We start from the raw sequence: 12,741 nt of genomic DNA, 5'->3' as shown, positions 1-12,741 counted from the left end.
AAAGGCAGCCAGGCGGCCTCCAGTCGGCTTTCGACATCCCCTAATCGGCCTTCGACATCCGCGACACCGGATTGCCTTCGGCCGAACTGTCCGATGTGTACGTCAGGTCGTCGCCGGTCGGGGTCAACTGCACGGGGTGCGGGGCGGGGTCGCAGCCCGGGTGGTTGTGCTTGTCGCCCACCGACGTCGCCACGATCCGGTTTCCGGTCACCTTCTTCAGGGTGAGGATGTCGGTGCAGACGGCGCCGAGCTGATCGGTCTGGGTGAGCCGCCCCAACTCCTCGCCGACGCCCGCCTGGTGGACGGTGAGCCGGAAGGTGCCCATGGGCAGGCTGCCGCCGAGTCCGGTGGCCTGGCCCTCCCACGTGCCGAGATAGCGGGCCGGGATCGCGGCCGCCGTGCCGCTGCCCGCGCCGGGCGAACGGGACTCCGCGTCCGCAGGGTCGCTGGGCCCGGGCGAGTGGGCGCCGCCGGCCGGCGTCGACGCGGCCGGGTGGGAGGCGGCCGGGGCGCTGCCCGCCGTGTCCTGCCCCCCGCCGGCCCAGGGCTGCAGCAGGGCTCCGAGCCCCACCGCGCCGGCGGCCAGTGCCCCCGCCACGGCGAGTGCCACGGTGCAACTCAGCCGTCGCCCGCGCCCGTTCTCCCCCGGTGCGGAGACCGCGGCCACGCTGACGCTGACCTTGCCGGGAGCCGGCGTCGCGTCCCGGGGCCCGGGCACGGCAGCCGCCTCCCCGGCGGGAGACCCGGCGCTCACGGCCGAGGCACCCGACGGCACACCCGGAATGCCCGGCTGCACCCCCGCAACGCCCCGGAGCGAGCCCGGAATGCCGGGCAGTGAACCCGGGGCGGCCGGCTGCGCGCCGGGAGCGCCGGACGGCATGACCGGGCGAGCCCCCGACGGCCCGGCGGGCGCCCCCGGCGGTGTCATGAGCGGAGCCGGTCCGAACTCCCCCGCGGTCGCGCGGACCTCGCCCGAAGCAGGGGCGGACTCCCGGCTCTCCCGCCCCGCTCCCGAACCCGTCGCCGTCCCCGTCTCCGGCTCCGCCCCTGTCCCTGCCTCCGTTCCCGTCGCCGTCCCCGTCGTCCTCGTCCCCGGCCCCACGCCCACGGCCGGGCTGCTGAACGCCACCGGGCCCGACGGCGCCGCCTGGGTCGTCTCCAGGTTGAGGAGGTGTACGGCGGCACGGCTGACCTGCTCCACCAGCGCGCCCGGCAGCCAGCCGCCGGCGACCAGGCGGGCGGCACCCTCGGGAGCGAGCCGGCGGGCCAGCTCGGCGGGGGCCGGGCGGGCGGCCGGGTCCTTGGCCAGGCAGACGGCCGCGACCTCCCGCATCCCGTCGGTGAGGTGCCCGAGTTCGGGCTCCTCGTGGACGACCTTGTAGAGCAGCGCGGCCGAGGAGTCGCCGGGGAAGGGGGGCTCGCCGGTCGCCGCGTAGGCGAGCACCGCGCCGAGCGAGAAGATGTCGGCCGCCCCGGTGACGCCCTTGCCGAGGATCTGCTCGGGAGACATGTAGCCGGGCGAGCCGACGGAGACGCCGGTCGAGGTCAGGGACGCCGTGCCGTCCGTGGCGCGGGCGATGCCGAAGTCGATGAGGAGCGGACCGTCCAGGGTCAGCAGGATGTTGGAGGGCTTCACGTCCCGGTGGACGAGGCCCAACTCGTGCACGGCCGCCAGCGCCTCGGCGAGGCCCGCGCCCAGGGCTCGTACCGTGTGCGGGGGCAGCGGGCCGTGGTCCGCGACGGCCGCGGCGAGGGAGGGGCCGGCCACGTAGGCGGTGGCGACCCAGGGCACGGCGGCCTGAGGGTCCGCGTCGAGGACGGGCGCGGTCCAGGCGCCGCCGACCCGGCGGGCGGCCTCGACCTCGCGCCGGAAGCGGGCCCGGAACTCCTCGTCCAGCGCGAAGTGCGGGTGCACGATCTTCACCGCGACCGTACGGCCGCCGGTGCTGCGGCCCAGGTAGACCCGGCCCATGCCGCCGGAGCCGAGCCGGCCGAGCAGCCGGTAGGGCCCGACGGCGGCCGGTTCGTCGGCTCCGAGCGGCTGCATGGCGTCCACCTTCCCCCGGTCCCCCCGATACGCCTCACTTGCCCGAAGCGTAGTGACTACGGCTGGAGCAGTTCCACCTTCACATCCGCCGGGAATCCGGTCGTCGGGCCGACCCGGCGCGCGAACTCGGCCACCGCGTTCAGCTGCGGGCCGCCGAAGCTGAAGTCGAGGGTGGTGAAGTACTGCTCCAGGGTCGCCTCGTCGAAGGTCTCCCAGCGGGCGGCTTGCTCGGCGACCTTGGTGACCTCCTCCAGGGAGAGGTTGCGGGAGGCGAGGAAGGCCTCGTGGACCTGGCGGGTGATGGACGGTTCGCGCTCCAGGTAGTCGCGCCGGGCCGCCCACACCGCGAAGACGAACGGCAGGCCCGTCCACTCCTTCCACAGCGCGCCCAGGTCGTGTACCCGAAGGCCGTAGCGGGGGCCGTCGACGAGGTTGGCGCGCAGGGCGGCGTCGCCGATGAGGACGGCGGCGTCCGCCTCCTGCATCATCAGGCTCAGGTCCGGCGGACAGGTGTAGTAGTCGGGACGCACGCCGTACCGCTCGGCCAGCAGCAGCTGGGCGAGGCGGACCGAGGTGCGCGAGGTCGAGCCGAGGGCCACCGTCGCGCCGTCCAGCCGGTCCAGGGGGACCTTCGAGACGATCACGCAGGACATCACCGGGCCGTCGCAGCCGACGGCGATGTCCGGGAAGGCGACCAGGTCGTCGGCGTGCTTCAGGAACTCGACGAGGGTGATGGGCGCGATGTCGAGTTCACCCCGTACCAGCATCTCGTTGAGCTTGTCCGGAGTGTCCTTGGTCAGCTCGAAGTCCAGGAGCGTGCCGGTTCTCGCGAGCCCCCAGTAGAGGGGCAGGCAGTTCAGGAACTGGATGTGGCCGACGCGCGGCCGGGTGCGGGAATTGTCCACATCGCGAGACTAGACCCCGTGCTGTACCGTGCCGGGACCGACCCCACCGTCAAGCCGCCCCTCCGATGATTCAAACATTCGGGTGACGTGATCTTGGCCTCTATTGCTTTCGGCTGCCCTCGTGCTAGGCTCGCCGCAAGTTGCAGTTTGGTTTCCCTTGCAGTACAGAGCCTGCGGAGCATGTAACCGCGGGCTCTCGTCGTTTTCAGACGAATGCAGTTGTGCAGCACCGTTTCGCACGTGCAGGTTCTGGAGCAGGGCAACCCTTTTGAGCCCAAGGAGGGCTTATGGCTACCGGAACCGTGAAGTGGTTCAACGCCGAAAAGGGCTTTGGCTTCATCGCCCAGGAGGGCGGCGGCCCCGACGTCTTCGTTCACTACTCCGCGATCAACGCGAACGGCTTCCGTTCTCTTGAGGAGAACCAGCAGGTGAGCTTCGACGTGACGCAGGGCCCGAAGGGTCCGCAGGCGGAGAACGTCACCCCCGTCTGATCACTGCCTGATCGCAGAACCTGAGTGCAGTACCCAAGGAGCCCCGCGCCGCAAGGCGATGGGGCTCCTGCCTTTTTGCGTTCATTTCCGGTTCACATGTGCTGCATGATCAGTACGAACTTCGTCCCGGCGGCGAGCGCCTCGTATGCGTGCGGAACGTCCCCGCGGTACGAGAGGTAATCACCGGGACCCAGCTCGACCGCTTCCCCGCGCGGCCCCGCCTTGACTCTCCCCTCGGCGACCACGATGTGCTCCGTGGTCCCGGGAATGTGCGGCGCGGAATCCCGTACGGACCCCGGCTCCAGCCAGACGTAATAGATATCCCTGCGGGCGCCCGGCGGGCTCACGGACAGCAGCGTCGCCAGATAACTGGACTGCTCGGAGTGCACCTTGGGTCCCTCGCCGGCCCGGATCACCTGGACGGCGGACGCGGGTGGCTCCACGAGCGCGCTGAAGGGCACCTCCAGGGCCACCGCCAGCGCCCAGATCGTCTCCATGCTCGGATTCCCGCTCGCCGCCTCCAGCTGGGACAGCGTGGACTTCGCGATCCCGGCGCGCTTGGCCAGCTCGGACAGGGACAGCCCGGTGCGGGTGCGCTCGCGCTTCAGGGATGCGGCGATCCACTCCAGCGGGAGCCGGGCGGGGGTCTCGGTCATGCCGTTCGCTCCATCGGTACGATCGTTCGCCTTGACGGACGGATTGCTTGCTGTCCACTATAGAGAACATGCGTTCGCCACTCCGAACACTGCCTTTCCGGAAACTGTCGCACCGGACACCGCCGCCGCGAACACCCGGAGCCGGCCCGCCGGACCGTGACAGCTCCCCGGTCCCTGACAACTCGCCGGTCCACGACAGCTCCCTGGTCCGCGACAGCTCCCTGGTCTGGCTGGCCAGCGGGATCGTCGGGGTCTCCTTCGGCGCGGTCTCCGTCGCCGGCGGGCTGCCGGTGTGGGTACCGGTGGTGATGTCGCTGGTGGTGTACGCCGGATCGGCCCAGTTCAGCGCGGTCGGCGTCCTGCTCGCCGGCGGCGACCCGGTCGCCGCCGCGGCCACCGGGCTGCTCCTCAACACCCGCACGGCGGCCTTCGGCCTGGCGGTGGCGGACCTCCTCGATACCGGTCGCACGACCCGGTTCCTGGGCGCGCATCTGGTCACCGACGAAACGGTGGCCTTCGCCCTCGCCCAGAGCGACCCGGTACGGCGGCGCAGGGCGTTCTGGATCTCCGGTCTCGGCCTGTTCGCCGTGTGGAACACGGGCGTGCTGGCCGGAGCGCTCGCCGGGAGCGCCCTGGGCGACACCGCCCGCTTCGGCCTCGACGCGGCCTTCCCCGCCGTCCTCGTGGCCCTGGTGCTCCCGGCCGTCCGTGCGGACGCGACGGTACGCCGGTGCGCGCTGCTCGGTGCCGCCCTGGCCCTGGCGGTGACGCCCGCGGTACCGGCCGGGGTGCCGGTGCTGCTCGCCCTGGCGGGGCTGGTCCTGCACCGCCGGCCGCAGGAGGCCGCCGGATGAACTCCACGGTCGCGGTGATCCTGGCCCTGGCGGTCGGGACGTACGCCTTCCGGCTGGTGGGCCCGCTGCTGCACGGGCGGGTGACGATCCCGGCCCGGGTGCAGGAACTGGCGTCGGCCGGGGCGGTCGTCCTGCTCGTGGCCCTGCTCGCGACCGGCGCGCTGACCGAGGGCGGGGGCTTCGCGGGCTGGGCCCGCCCGGCCGGGGTGCTGACGGCCGGCGTACTGGCGTGGCGGCGGGCGCCGTTCCCGGTGGTGGTGCTGGGCGCTGCCGCGACCACGGCACTGCTGCGGCTGGCCGGGGTGGCATAGCCCGCGGGGGCCGGGCACCCGGCAGGGGGCCGGCCGAGTTCCCGGCCGTCCCCGGCCCCGGATCCCTGCCGGCCCCCCGGCCCGGTCGGCCGGCAAGCGGCCGCAGCGCCTGTCAGTGCCCCCGGCTACGGTCGCTCCCCATGACCGACACCCACGACTTCCTCGCCGCCACCCGCGGTTTCTACGACGCCGTCGCCGAGGACTACGCCGAGCGCTTCCGGGGCGAGACCGCCACCCGCACGCCGCTGGAGCGTGCCCTGCTCGGCGCTTTCGCCGAACTCGTCGGACCGGGCGGGACGGTGGCCGACCTCGGCTGCGGACCGGGCTGGGTCACCGCACACCTCGCCTCCCTCGGCCTGGACGTCTTCGGGCTCGACCTCTCGGAGTCCATGCTGGCCATCGCCCGCCGCGAGCATCCCGAGTTGCGTTTCGAGCAGGGCTCCATGCTCGGCCTCGACCTCGCCGACGGCGAGCTGGCCGGTGTCGTCTCCTGGTACTCCTCCATCCACACCCCGGTGGACCGGCTGCCCGCGCTCCTCGCCGAGTTCCGCCGGGTCCTGGCCCCCGGCGGCCATCTCCTGCTCGCCTTCCAGGCGGGCGAGGAGCCCCTCCGCCTGGAGCGTCCCTGGGGCCACCCGGTGACCCTGGACTTCCAGCGCCGCCGCCCGGAACAGCTGGCCCGGCTGCTCACGGACGCCGGCTTCACCCTCGGCTCCCGCACGGTCCGCGAGCCCGACGAACGGTTCGGCGAATCCGTCCCGCAGGCCTTCCTGTTCGCCCGCAGGCCCGCCTGACCCGGGACGCCCGGCCGGCCCGCGCGAGGCGGTTGAAACCAGGAGTACCGGGGGACCGCCCCGGGACGGGAACCGGCGGGGACGGCATCAGGATCGCTCGCCCCGAGCATCGGTTGCGGCGTCGGGGAGAGGCCCGGCGACCGGATCACGATCCGTCTCTTCTGGGGGGCTTACCTATGCGCACCACCACACTGCGTACGAAGACGGTTCTGGCCGCGCTCACCGGCGCGGGTGTTCTGGCGCTCGGCACCGCGGCGGCGCTTCCGGCGACCGGCATGCAGGACGCCCTGGTGCGCGTCACCTCCGACTTCTCGGGGCACCAGGCGCAGTCCGGGTCGGATCTGGCGAACGGCCACGGCCCCGGCCGTGTCCGGGCCTGACCCGGACGGCTCCCGGATCGTGCACGGCGACAGATGAACGGCACCGGCCGGGCTCGCGCCCCGTCGGTGCCGTCTGTCGTGCGCGACGGCCTCCGCACGAGGTCCCGCCGGCAGGGCCGGCACCTACAGGCGACGCCCCGCCGCCGCCACCCCCATCGCGTCGTACAGCGCCTCCGCCTCCTGCTGGTGCCGGATTGCCGCCGGTTCGTCGCCCAGTGCCCGCGCCGCCTCCGCCATGCCCAGCAGGGCACGGGCCATCTCGATGCGGTAGCCGAGGCGGGAAGCCAACTCGTGGGCATGGCGGTGCAGTTCCATCGCCCGGTCGGGCGCGCCCCGGCGCAGGTGTACCAGGGCCACGACGTTCACCACGCCGGCCTGGCGCAGGGCCGTGCCCTCGGCGGACACCAGGTCCAGGGCGTGTTCGGCGTGTTCGACGGCCGAGTGCACTTCGCCCAGGCGCTGGCAGACCTGCGCCCAGTGTGCGAGCGCCACGGCCACGTTCGCGGGTTTCCGGGACTCGTCGCACAGCTCCAGGGCCTGGGCCAGACAGGCCCGCGCCCGCTCGTCCTCATCGGTGGCGAGATGGGCCAGGGCCAGCCAGGTCAGCGAGGAGATCTCGTTGTTGCGATCGCCGAGGCGCCGGTTGATCTCGGTGGCCCGGGCCGCGTACCGGGCTCCCTCGGTGAAGTGGCCCGACCAGGTCTCCACAGTGCTGAGATTGTCCAGCGCCTGCGCCTCCATCCGGGCCGAACCCAGCTCCCGGTGCAGGGCGATGCCCTTGCCGAGATAGTTGCGGGCCTCGTCGAAGTTGCCGAGCGCCCCGTGCAGCAGACCGAGCACGCCGGTGCACAGCGCCTCGCCCCGACGATCCTCGGCGGGGGCGAACTCCAGGGCCTCCTGGGCGGTGGTGATCCCGTCCTGGAAGTCGCCGAGCCACCAGTGGGCCACGGCCAGATTGCCCAGGCTGAGGCTGAGCAGGGCCTGGTCGCCGAGCTGTCGGCAGGCGTCGACGCCGATGCGGCCGACCACCCGGAACTCCTCGTAGTTGCCCCGCAGGTCCAGGTAGAAGAGCAGGTTCCGGGCGAGAAGCGCGGCAGAGCGGTGCAGGCCCTGCGTTGCCGCCTGGGCGACGACCGCGAGAAGTGCGTCGTACTCGCGGTCGAACCAGCGCAGCGCCCCGTCACCGCCGCCCAGCACGGGCAACTCGGGTGATCCGCGGCCGGGCGCGTCACCGTAGGCGTTGCGGCCGGGGAAGAGGACGTCGCAGGCCACGTTGGTGGCCAGGGTGTAGTACGAGACCAGTCGCTCGATGGCGGACTCCTCGTCGTCCTCGGCCTCCCGGACGGTCATCGCGTAAGTGCGCACGAGGTCGTGGAAGCCGTACAGCCCCGCCTCGTGCTGTTCCAGCAGATGGGCGTCGAGGAGGCGTTCGAGGAAGTCCTCGGCCTCGTGGACGTCGGTGTCGAGCAGCGCGGCCGCCGAGTAGACGTCGATGGCGCTGCCCGGGTGCAGCCCCAGCAGCCGGAACGCGGCGCGCTGGCCCTCCTCCATCCCCTGGTACGACAGCCGGAGCGTGGCCTCGACGCTGCGTTCCCCCGCGCTCAGCTCGCGCAGCCGCCGGGTCTCGTCGGCCAGCCGGTCGACCAGGTACTGCACGGTCCAGCGGGGCCGGTTGCGCAGCCGGGCGGTGGTGATGCGCAGGGCGAGCGGCAGGCCGCAGCACAGCCGGGCGAGGTGGTCGACGGCCTCGGGTTCGGCGGCGGTGCGGTCGGCGCCGAGCGTCCGCGTGAGCAGCGTGGTGCTGTCCTCGGCGGAGAGCAGGCCGAGGGAGAGCCACTCGGCGCCGTCGAGTTCGAGCATGCGGACCCGGCCGGTGAGGATGGCCAGGCAGTCCTCGGAGGCGGGCAGCAGGGGCCGTACCTGGGCGACGTCGGCGGCATTGTCGAGCAGGAGGAGGAGCTTGCGCTGGGCGGAAACGGTTCGCCAGAGGGTCGTACGTCTCTCCAGGTCGTCCGGTATCCGGTCGTCCGGGACGCCGAGGGTGCGCAGGAGGGAGTGCAGCACGGCACTCGGGTCCTGCGCCTTCTCGCCGGGGCTGAAGCCGCGCAGGTCGACGAAGAGCTGGCCGTCGGGGTAGGCGTCGGTGAGCAGATGGGCGGCGTGCACGGCGAGGGCGGTCTTTCCGCTGCCGCCCATGCCGTCCACGCCCACGATCCGGGTGCTGCCGGCGGCCGGGTCCCGGCCCACCTCCATGAGGCGGGCCAGCTCCGCGTCCCGGCCGGTGAAGTCCGGCAGGTCGTAGGGCAGGGTGCAGGGCGCCGGCTCGGACTCGTCCGGCTGTGCGAGCGGGGCCGGTACGAGCAGGGCGGCACGGTCGGCCACGGACTGCGGCACCCGGGGGGCCACCTCGGGGCTGTCGCGCAGAATGGCCTCGTACAGCCGGGTCAGCTCGGCGCCCGGGTCGATGCCCAGCTCCTCCACGAGCAGCTCGCGCACCCGGCCGAACTCCTCCAGCGCCTCCGCCTGCCGGCCCGCCCGGTACAGGGCGAGCATCAGCCGCCCGCGCAGGGTTTCCCGCAGCGGGTGGGCGGTAATCAACTCGCGTAGCGGACCGACGAGTTCGCCGGACTGCCCGAGTTCGAGCTGCAGCTCGAAGTACTGCTCGGCGACCGCCATGTGCCGCTCTTCGAGGGCGGCGGAGGCCGCGGAGATCACGGCGCCGCCGGTGCCGGCCAGGACCGGGCCCCGCCACAGGTCCAGACAGGCCCGCAGGTGCCCGACCGCCTCCGCGGACTGCCCGGCGGCCACCGCCCGGCGGGCCTCCTGCGCGCGCCGGGTGAACTCGTGGAGGTCCAGCTGGTGGTCCTCCAGGACCGCCCGGTAGCCGGCGCCGTCGGTGACGATCAGCGAGGCGCCGCCCGGGATGCGTGTGCGCAGCGCGGCGACGGCCTTGCGGATCTGGTGGCCGGCGGTCTGCGGAGGTTCCTCGTCCCAGGCGGCGGCCACCAGCCGGGCCATCGGGACCATGCGTCCCGGCTCCAGCAGCAGGGTGACCAGCACGCGTTCCTGGGTCGGACTGCCGAGCCTCAGCCGCCGCTCGCCGTGCCAGCCTTCCAATGCGCCGAGGATGTCGAACCGTACGACAGGCAGACCGGATGCCGCCGACACCACAAACCCGTCCCCCCGCCCCGTTGCCCAGGCCAGCCCCGAGTCATTCGGGCCAATCCTAGGTTGTACCCGAACGAGCCACACGGGAAGGCGACTTCACGTTACCCGCGAGGCAAGTCCTCCACGGACACAGCTAACCACGTTCACGCCAGCTGTAGCAGCGTAGATCGTGCATCACCCGCCAGGGCCGGATCATGGCAGAGGATGGCGCTTTCCACTTGGCGCAGTGCCGGAGATGGCTGGATACCGAGCTCGTCGTCGAGATGGCGGCGCATCCGGCGGAAGACGTCGAGGGCGTCGGCCTGCCGTCCGGAGCAGTACAGGGCGATCATCAGCTGCTCGCAGAAGTGCTCCCGCAGGGGGTGGTTGGTGTGGGCCTCGGCCAGCTCGGCGAGGACGGCGGCGTGCCGGCCGAGCCGCAGTTCGGCGTCGAAGCGCAGTTCCATGGCGCGCATCCGGTACTCCTCGTAGCGGGCGCCCGCCAGCTGGCACAGGGTCCCGGCCGCGAACCCGCCGAAGACCGGACCGCGCCACATCGCCAGCGCCGCGCCGAGCAGCCGGGCGGTGCGGGCCGCGTCGACGGGGGAGGCGGCCTCGGCCTGCCGTACGGTCCGGACGAACTCGCCGGCGTCCAGTTCGCCCTCCGCCACCGTGAGCCGGTAGCCGGAGGGGTGGATGGTCACCCTGGAGTCCGGCCGGCCCGGCTCCAGGCCGCGCAGTTTGCGGCGCAGCCTGCTGACGTGTGCCTGCAGGGCGTTGGCCTGGTTGTCGGGGACGGCGTCGCCCCACATCTCCTCGACCAGGCTCTCCCCGGAGACCGGCTGGCCCTCGCTGACCAGCAGGGTCTGCACCAGGGTGCGCTGCAGATCGCCGGAGATCTCCGCGGGGCCGGACACGGTACGGATCTGCAGTGCCCCGAGGATCGAGAACTTCAGCATCCTGACTCCGCCTCCTGTTGATGTCGCTGGCGTCGTCGTCCTTCTCCCGGCGACGTATCAACAGTGCGGTCGTCCCGTACCGAATCGTTCCCGATCCGTTCCCGGTGGCCGGTCAGCGGTTGTCGCCGACGACCAGGGCCCTGAGGGAGGCGACGCGCCGGGCCGCCACCTCGGGCGAGTCGGCGTGCACGACGAGGTGCCCGGGGCGCAGTGTCCCGGGCGGCGCGACGAAGCCGACGTGCGGCATGACGCCCACCTCGGTGCTCTCCAGGAGCCAGGGCGGGGCCAGCACGGCAGCGGCGGCGAACCGATTCGGCCGGGCCGCGTGGACCAGCCGGCCGGACAGCACCTCGATGGCTCCGGCCGCCAGGTCGAACCCGCCGGCCACCTTGACCAGTTCCGGCACCGGGTCGTCGCCGAGCCCCGCCTGGCAGCCGGTGATCACCGGCCCGCTGGGGGTGAGCGTGACCTCCGCGTGGGCCGGCCCGTACTGGTAGCCCGCCAGGTCCAGCAGGGCGGTCACCACCGCGCGCACCTCGGCGGCGGTGTCGTCCGTGAGCGGGGCGGGATGCAGCAGCCCGTAGGGCATCCGGGCGGTGATGCCGACGGCCTGGTGCATGCCGTGCACGCTCAGCGTCTCCACGGTCAGCCGCAGATCACCGGGGGCCGCCGCGATGCCGTCGGGGGACAGGCGGTTGTCACGGACCAGACGCTGTACGGCCTCCGGATCGGACAGCACCTTCAGGGCGCGGGCCGGGTTGACGCACAGCCCGGCCTCGGCGGCCTGGGCGAGCGGTTCGCGCAGCGCCGACTCGTCCGTCACGTCGGCCCGGACGGAACGCACTTGGGCACCCGCGAGCGCGGCCTCGCGGAGCAGGCGCGGGTCCGGGTTCAGCAGGAAGATCCGGCGGACGTCGTTGTCTTCTTTCATGCCTCTGCTCGGGGGACGGAGTCGGCGAGGGTGGAAAGGCAGGCTACGAGTGGGCGTTACCGATCCGATCCCGGCCGGTTCCCGAGGGCGTTGACCCAAGACGTTCACTTCTTCCGCGTGCGTGACAAACCATGGACTCGGTTGGATCGCCATCTAGAACGCTACCCGCTCTCCGTCACTTGCCGCGGGCGGATTCACGGCAAAAACAGAACAGCCGGTTTATGCCGCTGTCCGGCGGTTTCGCCGGGACGGGGGTGGTTCGCCGCCCGGCCGGCCGCAGCGTTCGACCACGGTGTCCGCGAAGGCACGGGCCGGCGGGCTGAGCGCGTCCCAGCGGCGCACCGCCCAGCCGACGGGCAGCGGCCGCAGCCCGGGCAGCGGTACCAGCCTGAGCGCCCCCTCGCCGGGCACGGGCAGCCCCGGCACGGCGGGGACGACGGCCCGCCCCGCCCCCAGTTCGGCCAGCAGCAGGGCGGTGTCCCAGTCGGCGACGCTGGTGTCGTAGGCGAACCGGACGCCCGCCTCGGCGCAGGCGGCGTCCAGATGGGCCGCGGAGGCGGAGTTCGGCGGCAGCCGGATGAGCCGTACGTCGGCCAGGTCGGCCGCGTCGAGCCGGGGGTGCGCCGCCAGCGGGTCGTCGGCGGGGACGGCGAGCACCCAGGGCAGCTCGACCACGGCCCGCTGCTCGATGCCGCGCACCGCGGGGCCGAGGGTGATCCACGCGAGGTCCAGGGTTCCGTCGGTGAGCGCGTCGAAGCTGCCCCGGCCCGAACTGACGGTCCGGAATTCGAGGTTGACCTGCGGGTGGCGGCGCCGGAAGGTGACGACGGCGTCGGACATGAAGTGCCGGACAGTGGTGGCGCCGGTGGCCACCCGGACGTACCCGCTGTGCCCGTCGACGAGATCGCGCAGCTGCCGCACCGCGAGATCCAGGCCCGTTATCCCCTCGGCCGCCGCGGCTTCGAGGACCCGGCCCGCCTGGGTGGGCACGACCCCGCGGGGCTGCCGCTCCAGCAGTGCCACGCCGGTCTCCCGCTCCAGCCGTCTGACGTGCTGGCTGACGGCGGACTGGGTGCAGCCCAGCTCCCGGGCGACGGAACTGAGGCTGCCCGCCCGGCACACGGCCACGAACACACGAAGGTCGTCGAGGGTCACAACACCCAAGCTAACACTGGGGTTTACGGAGAAAACCTTAGGATTGACTGGGCTCGGTGCCCGTACGAGGATCGGTGGCGGGCCGCAACCGACCCAGGCGGCAACCCGCTC

At 72.9% G+C, this 12,741-nt stretch carries 12 protein-coding genes; 5 read left to right on the top strand and 7 right to left on the bottom strand.

What is annotated here, in order from left to right; translation table 11 throughout:
• Positions 1-40: 40 nt before the first annotated feature.
• The gene (locus ACFZCP_RS27085; protein WP_391431234.1) at positions 41-2,047 is read right to left on the bottom strand and encodes a protein kinase; all 2,007 of its coding nucleotides are present in this window, start codon (positions 2,045-2,047) and stop codon (positions 41-43) included.
• 56 nt (positions 2,048-2,103) lie between these two features.
• Positions 2,104-2,952, bottom strand: coding sequence for an MqnA/MqnD/SBP family protein (locus tag ACFZCP_RS27080; RefSeq protein WP_391431230.1), 849 nt, complete (start codon positions 2,950-2,952; stop codon positions 2,104-2,106).
• A 287-nt stretch (positions 2,953-3,239) separates the two neighbouring features.
• Between ACFZCP_RS27080 and ACFZCP_RS27075 the strand changes: the two genes are divergently transcribed.
• On the top strand, positions 3,240-3,443 hold the full coding sequence (locus tag ACFZCP_RS27075) for a cold-shock protein (RefSeq protein WP_007490911.1): 204 nt from the start codon (positions 3,240-3,242) through the stop codon (positions 3,441-3,443).
• A gap of 92 nt (positions 3,444-3,535) precedes the next feature.
• Here the strand turns inward: ACFZCP_RS27075 and ACFZCP_RS27070 are convergent, their stop codons facing one another.
• Complete coding sequence (locus tag ACFZCP_RS27070) at positions 3,536-4,099, bottom strand: helix-turn-helix domain-containing protein (RefSeq protein WP_391431226.1); 564 nt, start codon at positions 4,097-4,099, stop codon at positions 3,536-3,538.
• A 203-nt stretch (positions 4,100-4,302) separates the two neighbouring features.
• Between ACFZCP_RS27070 and ACFZCP_RS27065 the strand changes: the two genes are divergently transcribed.
• The 4 genes from ACFZCP_RS27065 (at position 4,303) to ACFZCP_RS27050 (ending at position 6,438) form a co-directional block, all read left to right on the top strand.
• Positions 4,303-4,953: an AzlC family ABC transporter permease gene (locus ACFZCP_RS27065; RefSeq protein ID WP_391431586.1), complete on the top strand. Its 651-nt coding sequence runs from the start codon at positions 4,303-4,305 to the stop codon at positions 4,951-4,953.
• Positions 4,950-5,264, top strand: coding sequence for an AzlD domain-containing protein (locus ACFZCP_RS27060; protein ID WP_391431223.1), 315 nt, complete (start codon positions 4,950-4,952; stop codon positions 5,262-5,264). Before ACFZCP_RS27065 ends, ACFZCP_RS27060 begins: the two co-directional genes overlap by 4 nt.
• Positions 5,265-5,404: 140 nt before the next feature.
• Positions 5,405-6,058 (top strand): methyltransferase domain-containing protein, encoded by a 654-nt coding sequence (locus tag ACFZCP_RS27055; protein WP_391431218.1) that lies wholly within the window; start codon positions 5,405-5,407, stop codon positions 6,056-6,058.
• 176 nt (positions 6,059-6,234) lie between these two features.
• On the top strand, positions 6,235-6,438 hold the full coding sequence (locus tag ACFZCP_RS27050; protein WP_391431214.1) for a hypothetical protein: 204 nt from the start codon (positions 6,235-6,237) through the stop codon (positions 6,436-6,438).
• Between the two features lie 123 nt (positions 6,439-6,561).
• Here the strand turns inward: ACFZCP_RS27050 and ACFZCP_RS27045 are convergent, their stop codons facing one another.
• The 4 genes from ACFZCP_RS27045 to ACFZCP_RS27030 form a co-directional block, all read right to left on the bottom strand.
• A complete protein-coding gene (locus tag ACFZCP_RS27045; protein ID WP_391431211.1) occupies positions 6,562-9,606 on the bottom strand; it encodes a BTAD domain-containing putative transcriptional regulator in 3,045 nt (1,014 codons plus the stop codon).
• Between the two features lie 143 nt (positions 9,607-9,749).
• Positions 9,750-10,544: a BTAD domain-containing putative transcriptional regulator gene (locus tag ACFZCP_RS27040; protein WP_391431208.1), complete on the bottom strand. Its 795-nt coding sequence runs from the start codon at positions 10,542-10,544 to the stop codon at positions 9,750-9,752.
• Between the two features lie 112 nt (positions 10,545-10,656).
• Entirely contained in the window at positions 10,657-11,475 is an 819-nt protein-coding gene (locus ACFZCP_RS27035) for a hypothetical protein (protein WP_391431205.1), read from the bottom strand.
• A gap of 219 nt (positions 11,476-11,694) precedes the next feature.
• A complete protein-coding gene (locus ACFZCP_RS27030) occupies positions 11,695-12,630 on the bottom strand; it encodes a LysR substrate-binding domain-containing protein (protein WP_391431201.1) in 936 nt (311 codons plus the stop codon).
• Positions 12,631-12,741: the final 111 nt, after the last annotated feature.

Origin of the sequence: Streptomyces sp. NPDC007971, assembly GCF_042958635.1 — a bacterium.
Taxonomy (GTDB): domain Bacteria; phylum Actinomycetota; class Actinomycetes; order Streptomycetales; family Streptomycetaceae; genus Streptomyces.
Note: the sequence above shows the minus strand (reverse complement) of the source record. Positions and strands in the feature narration are given on the sequence as shown.